Genomic DNA, 24,638 nt, shown 5'->3' with positions numbered 1-24,638 from the left:
AATATACAGAGGATGGAAAATCAAGGATGGGAGGCCATTGTTCATGATTGAAGAAATCCGCTCCGACTTCATAGACGCTACGGATCTGTTCACGGATATTTTGGATAACGGTTTCTGGGCTATAGAAATTGCCTATTTCCCCTCCTTGTGCGATGAACGGATTAAGGATGGAGTATTAGTCCCGTTTTCCTATCGTTTCGATCCCGATGAATTTCGGAGAATGCTGCATTCTAATCCAAAATACGAAAATGCGGACAATCCCAAAGAATGGGCGAATCTGCTTCTGAAAGGATACGTCTTACTTAAGATCGAGGGAAAGCACTATTCATTTAAGTCGGATCGAACGCCTGTAACTCAGATTGACATCGCGCAGGTAGAGTCAACGTTGCAAGGTCCTCAGGCCGCTTTCACGGAAGATTTGAACATCAACATGTTTCTCCTGCGCCTCAGGTATAATGTGCCTTCGTTAACCGTGGAGCCTTTCGATAAAGGCACGCTGTCCCGTACGGCTCTTTTCGTCGTGTACGATCATCGGCTCGTGAATCCAAACATTCTGAAGTCTTTGCATAAGCAGTTAGACAAGGTCAAGCTCGATTTATTGCAATCCTCGGGACAAATGATCAAACAATTGACCGAAAAAAGTCGCCGTTTATTTCCGACCATACTGGAGACGGAGCGTCCCGACCGCGTCGCTTCCATGCTTAGCAAAGGGAAGATCGCCATACTGATCAACGGGAGCCGGTTCGCGTTGCTGCTCCCCGTCAGACTGTTCGACTTCATGCACGCCATGGACGATGAATACGAATCCTTCTGGATGAGCCGTCTTCTCTCGATCGTTCGATATTTCGCCGTCGTCCTAACGATTACTCTCCCGGCTTTATATATCGCGATCGTATCCTATAACCCTGAGATCTTCCGAGTGCAGATTGCCTTCACGATCGACGGCAGCAGAGCCGGAGTCCCGTATCCGTCGTTCATCGAGGTTTTCATCATGTTATTCATGATAGAAGCGCTAATCGAAGCCAGCATTCGCCTTCCTCGGATCGTCGGATCCACGGCAACGACGGTAGGCGGTCTCATTCTCGGCCAAGCGGCCCAACAAGCGGGTCTCGTCAGCACCATCATGATCATCGTCACCTCCGTCGTGGCGATTTCAAATTTCGTCATTCCTAATGTGAGCTTTAGCCAGTCCGTCAGGTTAATGAAGTATTTGTTCATTGTTATCGCCATGATTTACGGGGTTAGCGGCGTCGCCGTCCTTTTCTTTGCCTTGATCGTCTATCTCTGCAACCTCCGCAGCTTCGGAGAACCGTACTTCGCTCTCTTTACGAGCCGATCCAAAGAAAAGTCCAACAAAGAAAAGGGTTGATCCCATGTCGCGTTATTTCTATTATCACGTCATCTACGTCGGCTTGATAAATATCATGCTATTCGTTCCCTGGACTCTCGTTCATTATCGGTTCAACGGTGCCGTATCCGGGATGGCGATTGCCGCAGTCGCAGGTACGTTCTTGGCCTACCTAACGACATCGCTTTACTTGCGCTTTCCGGGCATGAGTCTTCCCGATATCGTCAATAGCTACCTGCCGCGCGGATTTGCCGTGTTCCTTAATCTGATCGGAGCGTCATTATGGGTTGTGGCAGGAATTCTAGTCATTTACTCTTATTCCTCTACGATCCAGCAATTTTTCAACCCTGACATGAATCCATATCTATTTTTGCTCCTCATGACTGCAGCTGGGGTGTGGGGCGCAAGCCGTTCCACGAGATCCGTACAATTCGCGCAAGAGATTATGCTTTTGATTAGCGCGCCGCTGATCATCATGATCTTATTCAAGGCCATCTTCAGTCCATGGCTGGATTGGGACGCGATAAGGGTAACCGCCGGGTACGTTCGAACCCCGCCGTCCTTCATCTCCTTTTGCGCGGCGACCTTCGTGTTCGCCGGGTACAACACGCTGGCTGTATTCAACCGCCTGCTGCCGCCAGGGACGCAGATCCGACATCGCTGGATCATCCCTTTGGTCTGCTCTTTTTTCTTGCTCGTTTCCTTTTTCGTCCCCATCGGTTTTCACGGGACAGTCGGCGTCGCCGAATACTTGTACATTTGGAGCGTAACCGCGGACTCGATGATCATGGAATACGGATTCGTCTATCGGGTATTGTACGTTTTCTTGCTGCTCTATACCGCATTGTCGCTCATGTTCGCCATGAATACGTGGCATACCGCCATGGAATTCATTAAAGCTTGCCATCCTAGGCACAAGCCGAAGCCGGACCAATTCCCCGTGTCTCCCGCCAATTGGTGGATTAATCTTGCCTTCGCCGGCCTCACGTTCGGCTATGCCTTGTGGACCAATGAGCAGCGCAACCAATGGGTGAACCAAAATTGGCTAATAGCCCGGACTTTCTCCGACGTATTGGCCGCGGTGATTCTAGGTTGGCTAGCCGTAAAAGCCGCGCGAAGAAAACGGTCTCCTATCCCATCGGAAGCGGCTTCTCAGGATTCCTAATGCAAGGAGGAACATCTCATGCGTCGTGCTAGAATATTTTTTTCCGGTTTCGCTCTGCTTCTCATTTTCTCGATCAGCGGCTGCGGATTCAAGGACATCGATAAACGCTTTTTCGTCGTGGCCATGGGAATCGATCGGGGGAGCGCTCCGAGTAGCTATCGTGTTACGGTACGATTAGCTATACCGACTGGCAACATGGAAAGCGGAGAAACAAAGACGGAAGTAGAAACGATGGAGGCTCCTAGCATTGCGGAAGCGGTGCGCCAACTTAAATCGATAGTCGACAAGGAACTTGACTTCGGGCATTGCAGAGTCATCCTGTTCGGCAGAACCTTAATGGAGGACGGAGTAGACGACCCTATCAACTGGTTGTCCCGCCGGCGCGACATTCAACAGGTCGCTTTCCTTGGGATGGCGGAGCCCGATGCCTTCCATGTGCTGAAGCTCCATCCCCAATCGGAACGTTATCCTGGAAATGCCTTATTCCTATCATTCGGGAGCGAAGGGACGGAGTCCTCTTATACCCTGACCGAATATTTATTCGACTGGGTTCGCCGCCAGTCGGAAACCGGAAAAGACGGATTCTTACCCATAATCAGGACGGATAAAGACAGAAATTCTTACCGGGTTGACAGAGTGGCTTTCACGGACAAAGAGAAGCTGCGCCTCTGTTTGGATCCCGAGGAGTCGCAGCTGTTTAACATTTCGGCCAGACGATACGATAAAGCAGCCATCGCCATGCCTTATCAAGGGACCCGAATCGTATTCGCTCTCTCGCAGGTCATAACCCGAGTAAGCATAACCCGTGACGACGTCCCTACCGTAACTTTCCATATCCGGGCATCCGGGTTCTTGGAAGAAAGCCCTCCGAATTTCATGGAAGGGGATATCCCAAAGATCGAAAGCCGCTTGCAAGCGGAAGTTAACAATCGACTAGTGGATTTGCTTAACAAAATCCGAGGCGCAGAAGTCGATCCTTACGGATTCGGCCTTCATTACTTAGCGACTTATTTCGGAAATACCAAGGATTGGGAACATTGGAAGAAAGTTTATCCCGAGGTTGTTTTCCGCGTTCAGAGCCGCATCGTGATCGAAAAAGTCGGACTGGTCGAATGAATTTAGCGAGAAAGGGTATTGACGTATGCTTGTCGGGTTACGGGCCGGTCGTAAGCGCGATTGTCCGAATCCACCAAGGAGTCGTCCCCATTCATGACAACTTGTACCTGAGGTACGCCGGTTGCTTCCGTCAAGGTCAGTACCAGCGCTTCCATCATCTCGGATGGAACCGGCGATTTCGGCACCCAATCCGAATCTTGCAAGGATACGTTTACGGTGTCGGCCATTTGGGAAAGCTTCTCTATCGACATGTCGTTAGTTAATACGGCTTTGAGCGATGACGTTTTTTGCGGTCCAAGAATCAACTGCTCAAGCGCTGCCTTTGCCGGATCGGCCTGTCGGTTGATTAAGCGGGTTACAGGAACAAAGTAGCCTTCTCCTTCCGCGGATTGCGCCGAGAAATACAGCGTTACTGCCATCGCGCGGCTGATCTGAATGTTTGCGACTTTCTCCAGGTTAATGCCCAGGCCGCGAGTTAGAGTCGAATCGACGGGAATTCCCGAGGAGGGCAAGGATTGAATCGGCTTACCCGCGACGGACAGCTTAACCTTATTGATTCCGGGAAGCTCCGTCAAGGTCCACACGAGCGCCTCTATGACTTTACGCTCTTGCGCTGCGGCAATGGTTGGAAAAGGAGCGGCAAAGTCGATAGCAATCGTATGCTGGGACGTATTCTCGGTCACTGAGTTTACCTTCGTTCCCTCCGGCAATACCGCCCCGAACCCTGGCGGCAACTGATCCGCAAGCTGTTTGTTTTTAGTCATCCAAGCAATCGCTTGCTGGGCAGTGGTTTGGGAAGGCGATTGCGCCGGTGATTGGGTCAGCGATTGCTCTGAGCTCTCGACATCATCTTCTAACCTTAGAGATATTGGGGCAAGATACCCGTTACGGTCTTGCAAATAGACCGTCACGACATCGTTCCCTTCCAGAATGGCTGTCGGAGACATATCCTGAATCATGGCCTGCTCAACATCATAAGGCGGCGGATCGATGCTTTCCGCTTGATCGACATTGGTTCCCGCACCCTGGCTACAAGCCGATAACAATGGCAACAACAGTAGAATAGGTGCCCATTTCCGAAACGCGATGCCCCGGTAGAAACTTTTCTTCATTCTTACATCCTCCTATCATATGATGGCCGTAAGGGTAGGCTGACGTTTCATCGGCCTCCTATTTGTAGTACTATGTATACGAGCCCTTGGGATAATTATGTACGTTTGTCCCATTCAAGTTCATGACGGAGGCCTAAGGCTTCGGAAAGAGGTGTTGTTCATGTCCCAACCGAACGTGTACCGTCTTAACAGCAAGGAGGTCGCCAAGGCGACGGAAGAATGGTTAACGAAGCGAGGTGTCACCAAGGAACAAATCGGGCAGCTGGTTATGCTGCTGCAGAAGGATTATTTCCCTGAGCTGACACTGGCGGAATGCGTCATCAATGTGGATTCCGTTCTGTCCAAGCGCGAGGTGCAGAACGCGGTGCTAACCGGCATCCAGCTTGATATGTTAGCGGAGGAAGGGAAACTGCTGCCTCCGTTGCAAGATATGATTTCCTATGACGAAGGCCTATACGGCTGCGATGAAATATTGGCTCTGAGCATCGTCAACGTCTATGGAAGCATCGGATTCACGAACTTCGGTTACATCGATAAGCTTAAGCCAGGCGTCCTCAGAAAATTGAACGATAAAAACAGCGGGGAAATTCATACGTTTCTTGACGATATCGTAGGCGCTATCGCGGCAGCGGCATCCAGCCGCATCGCCCACCGCAAGCAAGCGGAGCGCGAAGCGGTCGCGGAGGCCTTTAAAGAAGGCGGAGAATAGATGATTCGCTATTTATGAAAAACAGCGGCAGCCCGGACTGATAACTAGTCCAGACTGCCGCTGTTTTATTTACAGCGCTTTTGTGAGTCTCTAATAATAGACATCCTGCTAAGTCGAACTACAGCGCTCCCAAGCTACTCCTATCGGGCATTTAATTTGACTAAGTCGAATTACAGCGCTCCTAAGCTACTCCCATCGGGCTTTTAATTTGACTAAGTCGAACTACGGCACTCCAAAGCTACTCCCATCGGGCATTTAGTTTGACTAGGTCGAACTACAGCGCTCCCAAGCTACTCCTAACGGGCATTTAATTTGACTAAGTCGAACTACGGCACTCCGAAGTTACTCCCATCGGGCATTTAGTTTAACTAAGTCGAACTACAGCGCTCCCAAGCTACTCCTAACGGAGTCACTTTCGATCTTGTTCTACCGTCACGAGGTACTAACACGCCGATAGCCTATACGTGCATTGCCATCCCCCGCATGCCCGGATTCTATCCGAACAACAATCCCTCGCTTCTCCAATTGGATCAAGTGAGCGATCGTCTCCGCTAGCGCGAATCGCAAATTGTGGGCGTTGCTTCTCAAGCGCGTACCGAATAACAGCTCGCATACCTCGAATGCGGTTCTATCCTCATTGCCAATTAACTCCGCCATCTTCTGCAGGCGTCGTTCATGATGTTCAAGCAACTCCTCGATGCGTAGCCGATATTGAAGAAACGGGTCCCTATGGCCGGGGAACACCATCGCCACCTCGAGATGTCGCATCTCCCCCAGACCGGTAAGAAAAGAACCAAGAGGGTCCGGATCACCGTCTGGCATCCACCCGATGTTAGGAGAAATGTCCGGGAGTACTTGATCGCCGCATAGCAGTTTGCCGCCTGCTTGATCGTGGAAAATCAGATGACCCGGAGCGTGGCCCTCTCCCCCGAGTATTTCCCAATGCATGTTCCCCATTCTAAATCGTTCGCCAGGCTGCAGAATCGACGGATTCACCGGTTGAGGCGACACTTTGTTACGGAAGCCGCGCATGTGGACTAGCATATCCTCTCTTAATTCCTCGGCCAAGCCGTGCCGCAGGAAAGCCTCCGTCAACTCCTCGGAGAACGTCTCGTTCTCGCCCCACAGCCGTCTGGCGCTATCAAGCGCCGCTTGCGACATCCAGACCTGAGCACCCGTTCTCTTCTGGAACCATCCCGCCATGCCATAATGATCGGGATGATGATGAGTGATCACGATCGAAATGATATCTTGCCAACCAATGGAGAGTTCTGACAAAACCTCCGTCCAGAAGACTTCCGTATCTTCCGTCCGAAGCCCTGGGTCGATGAGCGTCCAGCCTGTTTTCTCCGAATCCTCCGGCAGCAGGTAGGCATTCACCCATTTTAACGAGAAAGGAAGGGGAACTTTGACCTGCAACCATCCGCTTTCCCATTGCGTGATAAATTGAGATTTCTCACTCATCCGGTTCGTCTCCCTAACAGAATGAGCCTCTTCGAGCTTTCCGAATCGTATTCGCTTCCGTCGTAATCGCCATAAACTCGTTCCAGGAAGAGTCCTGCCTCCATGAGCAGCCCTTGGAATTTTTTCAGCCCTATTAGTCGAACTCGTTCCTCATAGTGCCTGCTTGGTCCTTGAATACCCGCATCATCCCTAGGTGGCATGACTTCGATTTTTTTTATGACAAAATCTTCTTCGATCGTTCGTATCTCCGTAATCCGAAGTCCGGTCGGTTCATCCACCCGATCGGATTCAGGAACTAAATGTCGCAATAAGTATGAGGGGTTCAAGTAATCGATCAAGTATCGCCCATCCGGCTTAAGTACCCTTCTCATCTCCTGCAAAACGCGTAAATTATCCTGATCGTCCACGAAATAACCGAATGACGTAAACCAATTTACCGTGGCGTCGAACGTTCCGCAGTCGAACGGTAAACTTCGCATGTCGCCGCGAACCCAGTCGACCCCGTACTCCGGATCTGCGCTCCTCGCTTCCGTCAGCAGAACCTCCGACAAATCTAACCCCGTAACCTCGTAACCTAATGCCTTAAGCGCAAGCGCATGCCGGCCCATGCCGCATCCGACGTCCAGCACGGAGGAGTTTGCGGGAATATTCACCCATTCCATCATCGCGCCGATTTCCCTCTTTGCGTTTTCCCAGTTCCGATGACGGTAGACGATCTTGTAATCCTCACCGAAGCTTTCGGTAAACCAATCACCCATGAATCGAAATCCCCTTTTCCATGAAAAAAGTCCCTATTTCCATCATAACATCATTCCAACACCGCGTCCCAATGCAATAAGTGCTATCACCGATAGATAGATGTCCTCATATGATGGAGTATTCTCGCTAGCCCCCAGGAAGGATGCCTACGAGAGCCTTCGCCACGACCTATGCAAAGGTGGAAGGAGTACGAATCATGTCCACCCCGAAAATCAACGTCCAGGTCATCAGTTCCGGCATATTGTCCGATGACGTCCTGATGCTGGGGGAATCCCTGATGAAGCAGTGGAAAATACCTGCCCAGCAGCATCTCGCCTTACAGTTCGGTTCTTTCCGTCACTCTGTAACCATCGTCCCTGTTCCGCGTTACGAAGGATTACGAATTAGCCAGACGCTTGCTCGCAGGATGGGCATTTCCTCCGGTACTCCGCTTCGCATCCAGTATCAGGCGTCAACCCGATCGCTCGCCCTTGGTCCTTTGATCGGCGTGCTGATTAGCCGGGATAATCCGGATCAGCCGGATAAACCGTTTGGAGACATTACGATGTTCTGCCGGGAATTAACCGATGCTTGCCGCAGCCAAGGCGCTTATGTGTATTTTTTCACTCCGAACGCGATCGGGTCAAGTCTGTCCACCGTGGAAGGCTGGGTGTATACCAAAGGCTGGTACCGGATGATGCTTCCGGCACCCGACGTCGTGAACAACCGCCTGACCTCCCGCAAGCTGGAAAATCAACCGGTCGTCCAACAATTCATACGGGAAATCAAACATCGGTTCGGAGCGCAAATATTTAACGAGAAGTTTCTAGACAAAACGGAAGTATTCGAAGCGCTCAAGAAGGACTCCGCACTGCAGAAATATTTGCCCGAATCCCACTCGCTTCAGAACTATTCGATGCTCAAGAGCATGTGCTCCAGATATAGTGCCGTATTCCTGAAGCCGGTAAGAGGAAGCTTAGGCAAAGGGATCATTCGGCTTTCCCGCATCGGCCCGGAAAACTGGCAGGCGTCTTACGCCACCGTTAACGGAACCAAGAAGCAATCCTTCAACAGCCTGGTTAAGCTTTTCTCCACCATTGCGGGCAAGATGAAAACCGTACGTTATCTGATTCAGCAAGGCCTAAACCTCATTGAAATCGATGGACGTCCCGTGGACTTCCGTGCTTTAACGCAGAAGAACGCAAGCGGAAAATGGGCGATCACCTCGATCGTAAGCCGAACGGCGGGAACCCACCATTTCGTTTCCAATCTCGCTAGGGGTGGTACGTTATCGACGGTCAAGGAGTCCGTCGCCAAGTCCAATCTTCCCGTCCAATTCCGGGGAGACGCTTCCTCACGCCTGTCGAGAGCGGCACTGGACATCGCCAGGGGGGTCGACATGTACATCCCCGCGCATTTCGGTGAGCTGGGGATCGATCTGGCTCTGGATACTTTAGGCCGCGTCTGGCTTCTCGAGGTCAATTCCAAGCCTTCGAAGAACGATAACACACCACTCAAAGAAGGGAAAATCCGCCCCTCGGTGCGGATGATGATTCAATATGCGCGTCATGTCTCCGGTTTCTAAACCGTATAGCAGCAACACGCGTTCCGATGGCGCCCTGGGCATTCTCGTTTGCGAACGGGACGGAAATCCCCCATTCGCGGAAAGTTCCTTCATAAAGCGCCTGAGCCTGATCGGGGCGAATAGCGGCCTTCGATTGTTCGCGTTTTCCCCTTGGACCTGGAACTCGGGGAACGATTCCGTAAAGGGCTGGAGTTGGAACAACCAGAAACTGCAATGGGAAGCAAGCCAGAAGAAGCTTCCTTCGATCGTGTATGACCGCTCATGGCCTGAAACGCAAGAGGAAAAACAACGTTATCGTCAAGCCTTGCGGCAGCTTTGCTCCGCTAGACGTCTTATCTTCCTGAACGGTCGCTTGCCCCATAAAGGAAAAGTATATGAGATCTTATCCAAGGATCTGACGTTTAAGTCTATTATTCCGCCGACGGCACGATATCAAGGGCCGATTTCCCTGAGCTCTTGGCTTCGAAAGCATCGCCATGCCGCATTCCTGAAGCCTATCGCCGGTAGCCAGGGCAAACGCGTTATCGCGGTTATCCGCATAGAGTACGGAAAGATAAAGCTTACCGGAAGACACGAGGATAACCGGCTTTTGAATAGGAACTGCGAGAACGAAGCCGACGCCTTGCGACGAATTGACCGTTGGATCGGCACGCGCGAGTATCTCATGCAGCCTATGCTCGATTTAACGGGTAACTCGGGTGAACCGTTCGATTTACGCGCGTTAATGCAAAAAAACGGAGCCGGACGCTGGGTGCTCACCGGAATCGCGGCTCGCCAAGGCGCGCCCGGGAGCGTCACGGCTAACCTGCACGGAGGCGGTACTGCCGCTCCCGCGGAGAAAGTACTCACGCTCCAATTCGGAGAGCAACGCGGGAGCGAACTTCTGCAGGAAATGAAAAGACTATCGTTCCTGATCGTAGCAAGGCTGGAACAATCATTTGGACGATTCGCCGAAATCGGTTTGGACTACGGGGTAGACCAAAGCGGCAGGCCCTGGTTTTTGGAGGCCAACTCCAAGCCAGGCCGCGCCGCTATGGGCTCCGCTGGCAAAGAAGCAGCTTATGCCTCCGCGGAGCAGCCACTGTCCTACGCCAGATCTATCCTGCTTCGACTTGCGACAACCGACGCGCGGCTATCGCCGCTGGGTAACGGTTGCTCATTTGCGACAACCGACACGCAGCGATCGCCACTGGGTAACGGTTGCTCATTTGCGACAACCGACACGCAGCGATCGCCACTGGGTAACGGTTGCGCTTCACCTGGGAGGGTAATTCATGAGTTTGACCATCTGTAACGTCCATTTCACACAGCAGCCGGAACGTATCGTATGGTTTTCCAGCCCGCTTGCAAAGCTGCTAAAGCTGGGCGGACGTAAATCGGTTAACGTCAAGCTCGGCAAAGACATCGTACCCGCTTCGGTGCGGACCATCAAGCGCAAAGGTAATCATGTCTATATGTCTGCGGGGCTTCGGCGTTCCGTAAGGATTCCTAAATCCGGAAACGTATATTTAAACAATGACGAGGGAGAAGAAATTCAACTAGGTCCGCTCATTGGAGTATTGACCGACAGCGGAAGACGCTCCTCTTCGGCTCCTTTTGGCGAAAGAACCGGATTCGTCAAACAGCTTCTTCACTTAGGCCAGAAGAAAGCTTATTTCTTCGCCTTTACGCCGCACGATATCAACTGGCAGCAGGAAACGATTCATGGTTGGTTCCTGGACGGAGGCGGCGGTTGGACACGTCGAGTCGTTCCCCTGCCCGACGTCGTCTATAACCGGCTTCCAAGCCGCCGCGCGGAAACCGGGTACACGATTACGACGCTTCGGGATAGGTTCGTTAAGAAAAAGATTCCCTTCTTCAACTGGAGCTTCTTCAACAAGTCCGACGTCTATAATCTGCTGGATAAGGACGTTGAAGCGTTGCGTCACTTGCCGGAGTCCATCAACAACCCTACTCCGGAGAAAATCAAAGAGCTTCTGGAGAAGCACCAATTCCTTTACTATAAACCGACCGCGGGAAGCCTCGGCATTGGGATATACCGGCTTACCTATCACCCTCGCAAAGGGTACTTTATCCGCTATCGAAAAACCGGCGGTAATGTCCTGCTGAGGTTTAGCAATTTCAATAGCCTGATGAAGATGTTAAAAGCAAGGCATGGCGCAAGTTTAAATAGCTATGTCGTACAGCAAGGCATTCGATTGGTAGAAATCGAAAATTGCCCGATTGATTTTCGGTTCCATATGCATAAGGACGGCAACAATGAATGGGTCGTTGCCGGAATCGGCGCCAAGAAAGCCGGCAGAGGAAGCGTGACGACCCATATCAAGAACGGCGGCTCCCTTATGACGCCGGAGCAAGCGCTCAGCAGAACCTTCGGAGATAGATCGGACGAAGTGCTCAAGGAAGCCAAAGCGGTTGCCATCAAGCTATCCGAAGCGATCGAACGTAATTATTCGCATACGCTTGGCGAGCTTGGGCTCGATATCGGAATCGACCGGGATAGCGCGGTGTGGATGTTCGAAGCAAACGCTAAACCCGGAAGATCGATCTTTAAGCACCCTGCGCTGAAGGAGCAAGGCAAGGCATCCTTGGAATATATTCTTGATCATTGCCTCTATCTCAGCAAATTCCGCAGGAGGGATGATTCTTGATGAGTCCACAATCTCTCCTGCCGAAACCGAACGTGGAGGACGCGGCGGCCGATAAACCGGTCGTCGCGATTCTTACCATCGAAGACGACATCCAATTTTTCCGGGGCAATCGCAGCAACTTCGTCGACTTGATCAACACGGGCCAGCAGATGGGCATCACCACATACGTCATCACGGTCAAGAACCTGAAGCTTCAAGCGGCGCGAGTACTTGGTTATACGTTTCGCAAAGACGACGAAACTTGGGTGCAGTCGTGGTTTCCACGCCCGAACATCGTGTACAACAGGATTCCTCAACGAGAAGATGAAAGGCTGCCGCGGGTGAAAAAAAAACTAGCCGCCTTATCAAATCAACCCGATATCCGACTGTTCAACCGTCGCTTCTTCAATAAATGGTCTTTATTTCAATGGTTAAACGAGAATAAGTCAACCAAATCTTACATTCCGGAGACGAAGAGATTGACGGATCCGGTCATTCTTGCAACGCTTCTGAAGAAACATCGTTTACTCTATCTGAAGCCTGTAAGAGGCAAAGCCGGCGTCGGGATCATGACCGTGATGGTGCAGCCGGAGAAGAGATTACCCTATCGTTTGCAGATTCAAGAGGAGAAAGGAAGCCGGACGTACCGGTCCGGGACGATGAAGCGATTGTGGGATCGCGTGGTTAAGCAATCCGCCGTCCTGGGAGAGCCTTATATCGCCCAGCAAGGAATAACGCTTGCAGCGGTGAACAGCCGTCCCTTCGACTTGAGGGCGCTCGTGCAGAAAAACGGATTCGGGCAATGGGAGTTATCAGGCATCGGAGCGCGAGTTGCGGGCGATTCCAGCATCACGACTCATGTGCCGCGCGGAGGTTACATCGACGACCCCGAGAAGCTGCTCTTATCCATATTCGGTAAGGAAAAGACGGGCAAAGTCCTGGGGAAAGTGCGTAACACGACGATTACGTTGGCCAGACAGATCGAGCGCTCAGCTCAATATCGCATGTGTGAAATGTCGATGGATCTTGGCGTGGATACGACCGGACACGTATGGTTCTTCGAAGCGAACTCCAAACCGATGAAATTCGACGAGCCGCACATTCGGAATAAATCTTTGGAGCGGATATTTCAGTACAGCCTGTATTTGCACCGTTCCAAGCTAGAGAACAAGGGAGGCGTCGCCACGTGAACGTGAACGGCGCGGAGGTGACTGCATTTTGGCACAGCCCGTACTTGGCATTCTTACCTTATACTTGAATGAGTCCAAAGTTTTAGAGGAACGACCGGTTTACGAAAAAATGATAAGGGCGGGAAAACGAATCGGAATATCCGTATTCGTCTTCACGCCTCAAGACGTTGAGGATAGAAGCGGGAAAATTCACGCGATGGTATATAACTCGGATACGAAAAAATGGGGCAGGCGTTGGGTACGCTTTCCGAACGTCGTCTACGATCGTTGCAGAATCCAAAAAAGCTACCGCTTCCAGCAACTCCTTGCTTTCCGGAAACGTTACTCTCATCTACTGTTCCTCAACCGCCCTCTTCGCAACAAATGGACCATCTATCGCACACTTGGCAAAGTACCGGCATTCCGCTCTCATCTGCCGATTACGAAACTCTATCAATCATCGGAAGACGTCGCGATGCTGCTTAAGAAATTCCCTACCGTTTATTTAAAACCGATTAACGGGACAGGAGGTCGGGGCATCCTTCGCATCGACAGGCGAAAAGACGGCACGCTGCTGTTGCAAGGGCGGAATCATTCGCGCAAAATCGTTCAGCCTAGGCACGTATCGAGAAGCAGCCTCTCCTCTGCCTTAAGCAGTTGGGATATGCATGGCGATCGTTACATCGTTCAGCAAGGGCTGAACATCAAACTGCCTAGCGGCAGGATCCACGATTACAGAATGCTTGTGCAGAAAAACGGCTCGGGTTCATGGGAGGTAACGGGGTGTGCCGGACGGGTGGGGCCATTCCGCAGCATTACCTCCAACCTGCATGGCGGAGGAGAGGCTGCAACCATGAATTCGCTTCTCCGGCAATGGATCGGAAGCGACGAGACGATCACTCAAATCCGGGAAACGGCGGAGAAATTCGGCATTAGCGTCGCTCGCCATCTCGATGGCGCATATGGAGCTTTATGCGAATTGGCGCTTGATCTTGCGATCGACAGAAGAGGGAAGGTGTGGCTTCTCGAGGTCAATCCGAAGCCTTCCCGCGAGGTATTCAAGCGAGCCGGCGAGCGTGATGTCTATCGCAAAGCCATCGTGCGTCCGATCGAGTACGCACTCTGGTCCTACCGTCAGAAGAAGGAATCCCGCAGCTTGAAGGCAACATCGAACATTAGCACGGATATGGATCAGCGCCAATTGTCCGAATTGATTGCCGAATATGGGCACGCCTCCTCGGATTAGGTAAGTGGAATAAGGGATATCCCCTTCAGTCGGGGATATCCCTTCGGTCGTTTTATCGGTGTCACTCGCCCGTGCCGCGAAGGCACTTTTTTGGCCTTGGTGGTGCCATGGCGCCCATCGCGCGTGTCGCGAAGGCATTTTCTTGGCCTTGGTTGTTGCTCAGGCGTCACCGCGCTTGCCGCGAAGGTACTTTCTTGGCCTTGGTGGTGCCTTGGCTCCCATCGCGCGTGTCGCGAAGGCATTTTCTTGGCCTTGGTTGTTGCTCAGGCGTCACCGCGCTTGCCGCGAAGGTACTTTCTTGGCCTTGGTTGTTGCTCAGGCACCATTAGTCGCATTTTGCGACAATGAGCGGAGTTCAGGTTGGTTTGCCCTCACCTTAGTCGCATTTTGCGACAATGGGCGGAGTTCAGGTTGGTTTTCCCTCGCCTTAGTCGCATTTTGCGACATTGAGCGGAGTTCGGGTTGGTTTGCCCTCGCCATAGTCGCATTTTGCGACATTGAGCGGAGCGTGCAACTGAAAGGAACGCAGGTCCCTAAGGCAACAGCTTTAATAGCTCCGGGAACGACCGGATGACGGCATCCGAGCCGTCTAGCTCGCCTTCCCGGCGGAACCCCGCGTAATCGCAACCGACGACGAATAAACCGTTTCTTTTGCCGGCTTCCACATCGGACGAGCGATCTCCCACCATCCACGCGTTGTCCACGCCGAAAGTATCGAGTAACCGGCGGACCAAATCCACCTTCGTAGTCGTCGAGAATTCACCGGCGCTATACGTTCCTTCGAACCAATCGCTGATTCCTTTGACCGCGGGCACGCCCTTCACGTACTCTTCCAGCCCGTTGCTGGCAATGAATAACCGGATTCCCCGATCGCGCAACTCCCTCAACGTATCGATTACGCCCGGATACAGATGACCGCGTCCCGACGCCAATTCTTCCATCTCGTACTGCAGCATCAGAACATTAGCCCGCTCATGCGCCGCCGGAGATCCGTCCGGCATTACTCTATTCCAAATATCCGACAGAATCATTCCCAAAGAACCTAGCAGCGAATCTATTGGAGGCAGCGGCTGTAAATAAAGTCCCTCGGAACGAAGCGTCTCGAACACCCGCCGGTGTACCGTTTCCAATAACGTCTCGGTTTGGAACAACGTTCCGTCCAAATCAAAAATAACGGCTTGAGGCACGACAGTTGCTTTCTTGATTTCGCTCATGACAATCTCCCTAGAAGTTTTTCTCCCATCATACCTTAATTCATTGTCCTTCAAAAGGAAACAGCAGCTTTTGATTTTCTTTCGTGTACATGTTCATCTTGGTGATCACTTCCGACCCCGTATCTATCAAGGTCTCGACTTCTCTGCCCTTCGTCACGTCCACTGCCACGCGAACCGCCAAATATCCCATATTGAAAGGCTTCTGCACGACGATCGCTTGGATGATATCTTCCTCTAAGAATGCGATCTCGTCGGTAGAGCTGTCAAACCCTACCATCTTGGGGCGTTCCCCTGCCAAGAGCTCCTTAACCGCCTTCGCCGCTCCCACCGTCGTCGGTTCGTTTAAGCATACGATGCCGTCCAAATCCGGCTTATCCCGGAGCAGCTGCTTGACGATCTCGTAAGCCTTCGACTCGGAGGCATCGGAATAATAGGTTTCCTCCAGCACCGATTCCATACCCGATTCCTTAAGTTGATCCCGTACGCCTCTCTCGCGCTCCATTGCCGGCGTGGAGCCTTTGACGAAGCTGACGATGGCGATCCGCGCGCTCTCGTCCAGCCCTTGCGCCATCGATTGGCCGGCTTGCTTACCGGCTTTGTAATTGTCCGTCGCGATGAAGCTGGCGGAGATTCCGCCGTTCAATCCGGAATCCACCGTAATAAGCGGAATGCCCGCGGAACGAATTTTCCGGGCAACGGGAACGAGCTGGTTATAATCCGAAGCGGCCATGACGATCGCTTTCGGACGTTCCTCGATCGCCTTCTCGAGCAAAGCGATTTGCCCGCTAATATCGGATTCCGCCACCGTGCCGACCGTTTGAACCTGCTCGCCGAACTCCTTTGCCGCCATGTGCACCCCTTGCCCGAGCACCTGCCAGAAATCGATTCGTCCGTCGACCGTCTTCGGCACGAACAGGATCGGCTTATCCTTCTCCGTCCATGGATTGGACACGAATGCATAGAGAGCTCCGATGCCCGATGCCAGAACAACAGCCGCTACGCATCCGATGATGATTTTTCGCATGACCATCGTTCCTCCTTAGCGTATTTCCGGTATCCGAAGCGTTACGCTCGTGCCTTCTTCCGGCTCGCTCCGAATCTCTAGACCGTAACAATCTCCGAAATAGAGTCCGATCCGATGGTTTACGTTCTGCAACCCGACTCCTTTGCCGCCTTCGCTCTGACGCAATCGGTCGGTCAATGCATGCACCTGCTCTTCGCTCATGCCAACGCCGTCGTCAATAACCTGCAGTACGATCGTACCATTTTCCCGCCGCCCGGTTATCGACAGATGCCCAATGACGGCCTGTTGCTTCAACCCGTGATAAATCGCATTTTCAACTAAGGGCTGAAGAACGATCTTCAATGTCTTGCAATCGTAAAGGCTCGGGTCCACATCGATCACGTAGGTGAATTTGTTTTTATAACGAATGTTCTGGATGGTTAAATAGTTGCGAATATGCTCCAGCTCCACTTCGATCGGGACAAGCCCGTCGCCTTTGCTTATGCTGGAACGGAACAGCTTGGCAAGCGCGCTCGTCATCTTCACGACCTCTTCCATCTTCCCCATCTCCGCCATCCAGATGATCGAGTCCAGCGTATTGTACAGAAAATGGGGATGAATCTGCGCCTGCATCGCCTTCAGCTCGCTAATCCGCTTCATCTCCTGCTCCTCGACGATCTGGCCCATGAGATCCTTGATCTTGCCGATCATCAAGTTAAACGAACGGGACAGCTTGCCGATTTCGTCCGTCGATTCTACCTCTACGCGGGTATTGAAGTCGCCTTTCTCCACTTTTTTCATAAGGCTTTCAAGCCGCTTGATGGGTTTCGTTAGCCTAAAGGAAAGGAATATGGAAATGGATAACGCCACGATGAGGAAAAGAATGCCCGCCAGCACCGAGGTCGTGCGGATTTCCCGCTTATTGCCGACCAGCTCGTCCGGATAAGTAACGCCAATGACCTTCCAGCCGAATTCGTTCGTGCGGATCGTGTATATTTTACGGTCGCCGTTCTCTTGAATCGGGATAGAGCTATCCTTCGTCGCCAGCAAGGTCGGGATCGCCTCGGATTTGAGCCGGCTGTACAGGAGCTGCTGCTGGGGATGATAGATCAAATCTCCTGCCGGATCGAGAATGAACACGTAACCGCGATTGCCAAGCTCGATTTGTTTGCACAGGTTGTTAATGACGTTCAGATTTAGATCGACCATCAGCACTCCGCTTCCGGGTTTCCCGGGTTCGCCAAGCTGCCTGCTGATCGAAACGACCCATCTATATTCTCTTAAATATAAATACTGGACATGGGAGGAGCTGATTACGACTTTCCCTTGAGCCTCCACCGCATTCCGGTACCAATCCTGACGGGTCAAGTCGTCCACGGGCTTATACTCCGGCTGTTCCCTGTCGGATAGGACATTGCCGTTGGCTCCGGCGAACAAGATCGTGGCGATATCTTCCCTCGATCTGACGACCGAACGGAAAAATTTCCCTATCCCCTCCTCGAGGACGAATGCTTCCGGGGAATGAAGGTCGCGGAGCGCTGCCGCCTTTTCCAGCTCGCTGTTGCTCATGACCAACGAAGAGATGCTGACCATGTTATCCAGATAGGTTTGGACATTCGCATTCACTTGGTCGATCAGCTGCTCGGTATAGGTTTCGGCATTGTCCGTCACGGCTTCTTCCGAGAGCCGGTACGAATTGTAGGTCAGCAATGCCGTCATCGCCAGAATGAGGCAGGAGAAAGCGATGGCGATGCTCGTATGAATGCTCTTGAACCGGAACGGCTGCCAAGATCTCATCTCAAGAAATCCCCTTATGCAGAGTTCGATATTCCTTCGGTGTCGTACCCGTCTGCCGCTTGAAAATAACGCTGAAATAATGGGGATCGCCATAGCCGACTCTTTGCGCGATTTCGTACGTCTTATGGGAAGTGACCGCTAGCAATTGCTTCGCCTGTTCGATCCTCGTCCTCGTTACGTATTCAATGAAGGTCACGCCGGTATGTTGCTTAAACAAAGTACTGAAGTAGCTAATGCTCATATACAGATGATTGCAGACGTCGTTTAAGCTCAACTCTTCGTTCATGTAGTTATCTTGGATGAATTTCTCCGCTTGCCGCATCTGGGTTAGCGTTACATTGGAGCGCTTTGCTGACAAGTCCGTTAAGATCCGGTCGCACTCTTGTTCCAGTCTAGTCTGGATCGCATCCAAGGTTTTCATTGCTTGGATTTGAGCGAATACTTCATCTTCGATTCCCGACTCTTGATTTAACCCGGTCTCGGAGATCCAGTTCATCAGCGCGACAAGCAGCTTATGAATGACTCCGTATCCCTTGTCTGCCGTCGTCCCCGAGGTCCTAAGATCGTCGAATCCGGTTTGAAGCGCCTTGGAAACGCAAGATTTGCTTCCGGTGCGCATGGCGCTGACCATTCTTTTCTCCCAATCGTTATCGTGGACGCTCACGTCCGCTGCGCTTCCAAACTCCACGTCCTGAATGGACAAGGTTTGGTTAGCCCCCAGCATGAACCGGTAGTCTAGGGCCGAAAGCGCTTCCTGAAAAGTCTGCGGCAATCGCCGCGTCTCCTCGCAGGGCCGGCCGATGCCGATAGATATCGTGCGCTTCAAATATTTCTCCACGCTATGTCGGACGTGCTTTGCCAGCGTTTGGCTTTGCAAAGCCAATTGATCGTGAGGCGCGGAATAGAATGCCGCAATCTTATGTTCCCGCGTCCGGAATACGATGCCCCCATGCTCCTTCTCGATAATTTCTTGCATGATATTGTATACGCCGAATCGGTGCAGTTCCCTATCGGCATCGGAGAGCTTCGGACCGTCTCCCTGATTCTCGTCCAGATCTCCGATCAAGGCAACGTACGCGGGACCCGCTAACCGCAATCGATAGTTTTCCATGCCGAACTCACGCTCTTCCTGCCCCATTGAACCGGTTGCCAGCTTTTCGAGAAATTGCTCCTTCAACAGCGGCAAACTTTGATGGAGCTGGCTTTGCAATCTCGATAGATCATCTCTCCGGAAACGATCTTCGTCCAGCTCGACCTTCATCCGCTTAAGGAAGCTTGTAAACTCCTGCGAATTCAACGGCTTAAGCAAATAGTCGTTAACCTTAAGCTTGATGGCCCTCTTGGCATAATCGAAGTCTTCGTACCCCGTCACGATGACGACTTTCACTTCGCTGCAATTCTCGAAAATACGACGAGTCAGCTCAAGGCCGTCCATGAAAGGCATGCAGATGTCGGTAATGACGGCATCCGGTTTAAGGCTCTCCATCGCGTCCCACGCGTCGCGCCCGTTTTCGAAGTCCCCGACCAGCTCGAAGCCGCATTCCGCCCACTGAGTTTTGTATTTCATGCCTTCCCTGACCTCGTCCTCATCGTCGATCAAGATGACCTTGTACATGCCACACCCCCATGATGCAATCCATTTATCTAACCCGAGTATACGCGATAGTTGCTTTCTTTGGATACAATGCAAGACGAGGCTGCCCGCATTTTCCGGACAACCTCTCTTGCTTGGATCAGCATCATTCTATTCGTATAGAAGCGGTTTGATCTCGTCGGAATCGATGTTCGTTTTGTCGTACCAGTGGAAGCCCGTATCGATCATTTTCGGAACCGACTCGCCCTTCTTCGCCTGAACGGCTGCCTTGACCGACCAGTAACCGATGCCGATCGGATCCTGGGTGATGGCGCCGGCCATCTTGCCGCTGCGAATGGCTTCCAGCTGCTGCTTGCCGGAATCGTAGCCGACGATGATGATCTTTCCATCCTTCTTAAGCTCCGTCACCGCGTTCAATACTCCGATCGCCGAGCCTTCATTTGCTCCGAAGAACCCTTTAACGTCAGGATGCGCTTGAATGATCGCCTTAGCCAAGTCGGTAGATTTCAAATGGTCGCCGCCTCCGTATTGGATGTCGACGATCTTGATATCCGGATACTTCTCTTCGATCCGCTTCTTGAATCCGTCGCGGCGATCGATTCCCGTTCGGCTCGTTTGGTCATGCACGATCAACGCCACTTCGCCTTTCCCGCCGATCAGTTCGGCCATTTTTTCGGCCGCCAAGCCTGCTGCCGCGATGTTATCCGTTGCCGCCGTCGTGATCGGGATGTCGCTGTCCACGCCGGAATCGAATCCGATAACCGGAATGTTGGAGGACTTCGCTTTCTCGAGCAGAGGCGTAGCCGCTTTGCTATCGAGCGCGGCGAACGCGATCGCCGCGGGCTTCTTGTCTAACGCCGCTTGCAGCATTTCGATCTGCTTGTCGACCTGCGTTTCCGTCTCCGGACCTTCGAACGTGATTTCAACGTCGAACTCCTTAGCCGCCTTCTCCGCGCCTTGTTTGACCGCTTGCCAGAATTGATGCTGGAACCCCTTGGAGATGACCGGGATGTACATCTTTCCATCCGATGCCTCTTTGTTATTATTTCCGCAAGCTGCGAGCACGGTCATGGCGAGAATGATGGCTAACGCGAGCGAACCTAGCTTTTTCATGTTCACTGTGTGTCTCCCCTTATCCTTATTAAAGTTGTATGTCACTCCCGAGCGGAGGGAATACCGAAGGAACGCGATATGGACTAACCTTTACGACGTCGTAAAATATCCGAGTAAACCGCGCCGATGACGACCAATCCGATAATGACCGTTTGCCATTCCTGAGGGACGGATAGGATTCGCAATCCGTTGGTCAATACGCTCATGATCAGCGCGCCGATGACCGTTCCGAGAATGGTGCCTTGCCCTCCGCTTAGCGAAGTCCCTCCGATGACGACAGCGGCGATCGCTTCTAGCTCGTAGCCGGAGCCTAACGCGGGCTGGGCTGAATTGAGACGGGAAGCCATCAAGATGCCGGCGATGCCGCTGAAGGCTCCGGTAATCGTATAGATCGTGATTTTCCAGAAATTCACGTTAACGCCGGAGAGTCGAGTGGCTTCTTCGTTGCTTCCCAAGGCGAAGTTATAGCGGCCGATAATCGTATTCGCGAGCAGAAGTCCGGCGATGATGGCAAGACCGAAGAATAAAAGGACGGCATTGGGAATTTCGACTCCGAACAAAGACTTCGTGATCGAACCCATCGATATTTGCGCGAATGCCGGCGTCTCGTCGAAGTAAATCGGTTTCGTTCCCGAGATGACAAGGGATAACCCTTTCGTGATCATCATCATGGCGAGGGTCGCGATAAACGGAGGAATCTTCATCTTCGCGACGGCCAAGCCGCTAATCGCTCCGCACAAAGCTCCCGTTATTACCCCTCCGGCGACGCCGAAAGGAATGGGAAGACCCCAGAACGTGATGATGACCCCCGCCATGACTGAACTGAAGGTCATCACGGTACCTACGGCAAGATCGATTCCCCCGGTGATAATCACGAAGGTCGAACCTAATGCCAACACGCCGATTACCGCGGTCGAGAGAAGAATGCCAATGATATTGTCGAATTGAAAAAAATTATCGGAGGATAGCGTAAACACCAGCACGAGGGCGATCAAGCTGGCAAAAGCCAGCAGCTGCTGCAGGACTCCGGATTTGATGTGAATTTGCTTATTGGTCGTTATCGCGACTTTCATGTTGTTCCCCCCTCCGGTCTTAGCCCGTTCGGCTAGTGGCCAGCTTCATGATTTTCTCTTGGTCCGCTTCTTCCCGAAGCAGCTCTCCGGTAATGCGGCCTTCGCACATGACGATCACGCGATGGCTCATCCGCAAGATTTCAGGCAGCTCCGACGAGATCATGATGATGGATTTTCCTTGCTCCGCTAATTCTTCGAGAAGCTTGTAAATCTCGCCTTTGGCACCGACGTCGATTCCCCGCGTCGGTTCGTCGAAGATGAGAATGTCGCTGTCCCGCGTCAGCCACTTTCCGATGACCACCTTCTGTTGGTTGCCCCCGGACAGGAACTTCACCTTCTGGTCCACGCTTGGCGTCTTTACCTTTAAGGATTCGACGACCTTCTCCGCCGACTCCGCTATTCTCTCTTGTTTCATCCAACCAAGGATGCTCCGATATCGGGAATAGGAAGCGACCGCAACGTTTGCTTTAACGTCCATGTCTACCAACAAGCCGTATTGCTTACGATCTTCGGACAAATAACCGATGCCTTGCTTGACCGCGTCATGAGGGTTATGGATGCGCGCTTGCTTCCCATGAATAATGATCTCTCCCGAATCGATGCGATCGGCGCCGAAGATCGCCCTTGCCACTTCCGTTCGACCTGCTCCCATCAAACCGGCGAAGCCTAAGATCTCGCCTTTTTTCAAGGTGAACGCGATATCCTTCAGCGCATTGCCGCGATTCAGATTACGGACCTCGAGCACGGTTTCCGCCTCGCTATCCGTCTGCTTAAAGTCAACGGAATGATAGATTTCCCGACCGACCATAAGAGAGATGATTCGATCAACGGACACTTCGTTCGTCTTTAATGTATCGATATAACATCCATCCCGCATAACCGTTATGCGGTCCGAAATCCGTTTCAGCTCGTCCATTCGGTGCGAAATATAGACGATTCCGACTCCCGAGGCCTTAAGCTGGCCGATGATCCGGAACAGCTCTTGAATCTCGCTATTCGTTAGCGCTGCCGTCGGCTCATCCATGATTAATACTTCGGAATCATAAGAGAGCGCTTTCGCGATTTCGACCATTTGCTGCTTGGCTACGGTTAAATCCGATACCCTCGCGCGAGGATCCATATCTAAGTTCATCCTGCGGAATAAAACGCGGACCTGCTCATCAAGAGCCTTGTCATCGAGCAGCAAAGGGAACTTCTTACGCGGTTCACGCCCGATATAGATGTTCTGCGCGACCGTAAGATGGGGCATGAGATGAAGCTCTTGATGAATGATGCTTATGCCTAGCTGCTGCGCTGTCTTCGTATGAGGAATGTCAACCTCTCGTCCTTTGTGAACGATGACCCCGGCATCCTTCTGATAAACGCCGGTCAGTATTTTCATGAGAGTAGATTTCCCGGCTCCGTTCTCCCCTACAAGGGCATGAACCTCTCCGGCCTGAAGTTGGAACCGACACTGGTTCAAGGCATGAACGCCCGGAAAGGACTTCTCGATTCCCTCCATTGCGATCAACGGTTGGCTGTCCACCCGTACACCCCCTCTGTTCGTGCGCTTGTGCTCATTGTAAAGGGAAAGCAGCGCGGGCAGAATTCATTATCTTCCACAAAAAAGGTGAGAATTTTACGATCTTTAATATATCTGTACATTCGCACATACGAATATAAAGCAAATAAAGCCCCCGTCTTTGGGGGCTTCATTCATCTTATGATAGACACTATCGTTTGCCGTACGCCTTGGCGTAACGCCGAATTTTTCTGAAAATGGACGGATCGGGAAGCTTTCTGAAGATAAAAGGATCCGGACTTGTGTTGACCTCAATAATCCATGGCGTCAGCGAACGATCCATCCCAACATCGACGCCGACTTCGCATACTCTCGTGAATTTGCGCCTCATCGCTATCCCCGCTTTAACCCCTAATTTACGCAGCGAACGGATTTTGTCCCTGACTTCCGATGAACTTAGATGTCTTCCAAGAAGACGTTCCACGGACATTAGAGTCCCGCCCCCATGATAATTGGTCACGATTTTGCGGGCAGCCGCTACTCTTCCGATAATCCCCGTCGTCTCCCAGATCTTGCGAGGGTTAAGCTGCGCCATGACTCTAAGGTCGAAACGCCGGCCCTTGTATTTAAGCAAATGAACGCCTCGTTGAATCAAGTACTTCCTGCCCTTTATTCTCATCAAGAGAGCTTTATACAAGGCATCAAAGGACGGGTAAGATCGGTCCTGCAACCCCGCCCGAAATCGATATCCGCTTTTCATTCTTTCTACTCTTATGACGCCCTTGCCATGCATTCCGACATCCGGCTTCACATAGACCATCCTGTACTCGAGCAGCATTACCTTCAACCGTCGCTTGCTGAACCTAACAGTCGTGGGTATGATGCGCCTCAGCGATGGGTTTCGAAGCAAGGCCGCGGTTTTTCTCCATTTGCTACCTACATATTGAGGCACTTGGCATCCTCCCTGAAATCCGGTATGTTACCTTCGGTTTCAGCTTATGTGATTTCTGGCGGCAATGGGACAAAAACAGGCATTGGCGGGGAAGGGTCGACGCCCGATC

General features: G+C 52.0%; 20 protein-coding genes. 9 read left to right on the top strand and 11 right to left on the bottom strand.

Annotated elements, in window-relative coordinates:
* Positions 1–43 precede the first annotated feature (43 nt).
* Genes E2980_RS02445 through E2980_RS02435 form a run of 3 tightly spaced genes read left to right on the top strand, consistent with a single transcriptional unit; the run spans position 44 to position 3,629 of the window.
* Entirely contained in the window at positions 44–1,369 is a 1,326-nt protein-coding gene (locus E2980_RS02445; protein ID WP_135150541.1) for a spore germination protein, read from the top strand.
* A 4-nt stretch (positions 1,370–1,373) separates the two neighbouring features.
* The gene (locus E2980_RS02440) at positions 1,374–2,513 is read left to right on the top strand and encodes a hypothetical protein (RefSeq protein WP_135150540.1); all 1,140 of its coding nucleotides are present in this window, start codon (positions 1,374–1,376) and stop codon (positions 2,511–2,513) included.
* 18 nt (positions 2,514–2,531) lie between these two features.
* The gene (locus E2980_RS02435; protein ID WP_135150539.1) at positions 2,532–3,629 is read left to right on the top strand and encodes a Ger(x)C family spore germination protein; all 1,098 of its coding nucleotides are present in this window, start codon (positions 2,532–2,534) and stop codon (positions 3,627–3,629) included.
* Between the two features lie 2 nt (positions 3,630–3,631).
* On the opposite strand, the gene E2980_RS02430 is transcribed toward E2980_RS02435, so the two are convergent.
* Positions 3,632–4,741, bottom strand: coding sequence for a GerMN domain-containing protein (locus E2980_RS02430; RefSeq protein WP_135150538.1), 1,110 nt, complete (start codon positions 4,739–4,741; stop codon positions 3,632–3,634).
* Positions 4,742–4,901: 160 nt separating this feature from the next.
* On the opposite strand from E2980_RS02430, the gene E2980_RS02425 reads away from it, so the two are divergent.
* Complete coding sequence (locus E2980_RS02425; protein ID WP_135150537.1) at positions 4,902–5,450, top strand: phosphatidylglycerophosphatase A family protein; 549 nt, start codon at positions 4,902–4,904, stop codon at positions 5,448–5,450.
* A 432-nt stretch (positions 5,451–5,882) separates the two neighbouring features.
* Here E2980_RS02425 and E2980_RS02420 read toward each other — a convergent pair whose 3' ends face one another.
* Both E2980_RS02420 and E2980_RS02415 read right to left on the bottom strand, forming a co-directional pair.
* Entirely contained in the window at positions 5,883–6,914 is a 1,032-nt protein-coding gene (locus E2980_RS02420; RefSeq protein ID WP_135150536.1) for an MBL fold metallo-hydrolase, read from the bottom strand.
* On the bottom strand, positions 6,911–7,672 hold the full coding sequence (locus E2980_RS02415) for a class I SAM-dependent methyltransferase (RefSeq protein WP_135150535.1): 762 nt from the start codon (positions 7,670–7,672) through the stop codon (positions 6,911–6,913). Before E2980_RS02415 ends, E2980_RS02420 begins: the two co-directional genes overlap by 4 nt.
* 197 nt (positions 7,673–7,869) lie before the next feature.
* Here E2980_RS02415 and E2980_RS02410 point away from each other — a divergent pair, with 197 nt between their 5' ends.
* From E2980_RS02410 to E2980_RS02390, 5 genes are read left to right on the top strand one after another with little or no spacing between them, the layout of a single operon-like run.
* A complete protein-coding gene (locus E2980_RS02410; RefSeq protein ID WP_135150534.1) occupies positions 7,870–9,237 on the top strand; it encodes a YheC/YheD family endospore coat-associated protein in 1,368 nt (455 codons plus the stop codon).
* A complete protein-coding gene (locus E2980_RS02405) occupies positions 9,212–10,531 on the top strand; it encodes a YheC/YheD family endospore coat-associated protein (protein ID WP_135150533.1) in 1,320 nt (439 codons plus the stop codon). The genes E2980_RS02410 and E2980_RS02405 overlap by 26 nt, the downstream gene beginning before the upstream one ends.
* Positions 10,512–11,888, top strand: coding sequence for a YheC/YheD family endospore coat-associated protein (locus tag E2980_RS02400; RefSeq protein WP_135150532.1), 1,377 nt, complete (start codon positions 10,512–10,514; stop codon positions 11,886–11,888). Before E2980_RS02405 ends, E2980_RS02400 begins: the two co-directional genes overlap by 20 nt.
* Complete coding sequence (locus E2980_RS02395; RefSeq protein WP_135150531.1) at positions 11,888–13,057, top strand: YheC/YheD family endospore coat-associated protein; 1,170 nt, start codon at positions 11,888–11,890, stop codon at positions 13,055–13,057. The genes E2980_RS02400 and E2980_RS02395 overlap by 1 nt, the downstream gene beginning before the upstream one ends.
* 28 nt (positions 13,058–13,085) lie before the next feature.
* The gene (locus E2980_RS02390; RefSeq protein ID WP_167746943.1) at positions 13,086–14,282 is read left to right on the top strand and encodes a YheC/YheD family endospore coat-associated protein; all 1,197 of its coding nucleotides are present in this window, start codon (positions 13,086–13,088) and stop codon (positions 14,280–14,282) included.
* A 533-nt stretch (positions 14,283–14,815) separates the two neighbouring features.
* Here the strand turns inward: E2980_RS02390 and E2980_RS02385 are convergent.
* The 8 genes from E2980_RS02385 to E2980_RS02350 all read right to left on the bottom strand — a co-directional run bounded on the left by E2980_RS02385 (position 14,816) and on the right by E2980_RS02350 (position 24,529).
* Positions 14,816–15,496 (bottom strand): HAD-IA family hydrolase, encoded by a 681-nt coding sequence (locus E2980_RS02385; protein ID WP_135150530.1) that lies wholly within the window; start codon positions 15,494–15,496, stop codon positions 14,816–14,818.
* Between the two features lie 40 nt (positions 15,497–15,536).
* The gene (locus E2980_RS02380) at positions 15,537–16,520 is read right to left on the bottom strand and encodes a substrate-binding domain-containing protein (RefSeq protein ID WP_135150529.1); all 984 of its coding nucleotides are present in this window, start codon (positions 16,518–16,520) and stop codon (positions 15,537–15,539) included.
* A gap of 15 nt (positions 16,521–16,535) precedes the next feature.
* Positions 16,536–18,296: a cache domain-containing sensor histidine kinase gene (locus E2980_RS02375; protein WP_135150528.1), complete on the bottom strand. Its 1,761-nt coding sequence runs from the start codon at positions 18,294–18,296 to the stop codon at positions 16,536–16,538.
* Position 18,297: 1 nt separating this feature from the next.
* Positions 18,298–19,911 (bottom strand): response regulator, encoded by a 1,614-nt coding sequence (locus tag E2980_RS02370; RefSeq protein ID WP_135150527.1) that lies wholly within the window; start codon positions 19,909–19,911, stop codon positions 18,298–18,300.
* 129 nt (positions 19,912–20,040) lie between these two features.
* Complete coding sequence (locus tag E2980_RS02365; RefSeq protein ID WP_135150526.1) at positions 20,041–21,003, bottom strand: ABC transporter substrate-binding protein; 963 nt, start codon at positions 21,001–21,003, stop codon at positions 20,041–20,043.
* A gap of 83 nt (positions 21,004–21,086) precedes the next feature.
* On the bottom strand, positions 21,087–22,076 hold the full coding sequence (locus tag E2980_RS02360; protein WP_135150525.1) for an ABC transporter permease: 990 nt from the start codon (positions 22,074–22,076) through the stop codon (positions 21,087–21,089).
* 19 nt (positions 22,077–22,095) lie between these two features.
* Positions 22,096–23,577: a sugar ABC transporter ATP-binding protein gene (locus E2980_RS02355; RefSeq protein WP_135150759.1), complete on the bottom strand. Its 1,482-nt coding sequence runs from the start codon at positions 23,575–23,577 to the stop codon at positions 22,096–22,098.
* Positions 23,578–23,788: 211 nt separating this feature from the next.
* Entirely contained in the window at positions 23,789–24,529 is a 741-nt protein-coding gene (locus E2980_RS02350; RefSeq protein WP_135150524.1) for a YheC/YheD family protein, read from the bottom strand.
* Between the last annotated feature and the right edge of the window lie 109 nt (positions 24,530–24,638).

Origin of the sequence: Cohnella luojiensis (assembly GCF_004564235.1) — a bacterium.
In the GTDB taxonomy this organism is placed as follows: Bacteria; Bacillota; Bacilli; order Paenibacillales; family Paenibacillaceae; genus Cohnella; species Cohnella luojiensis.
This window is presented reverse-complemented; position numbering and strand designations above follow the sequence as displayed.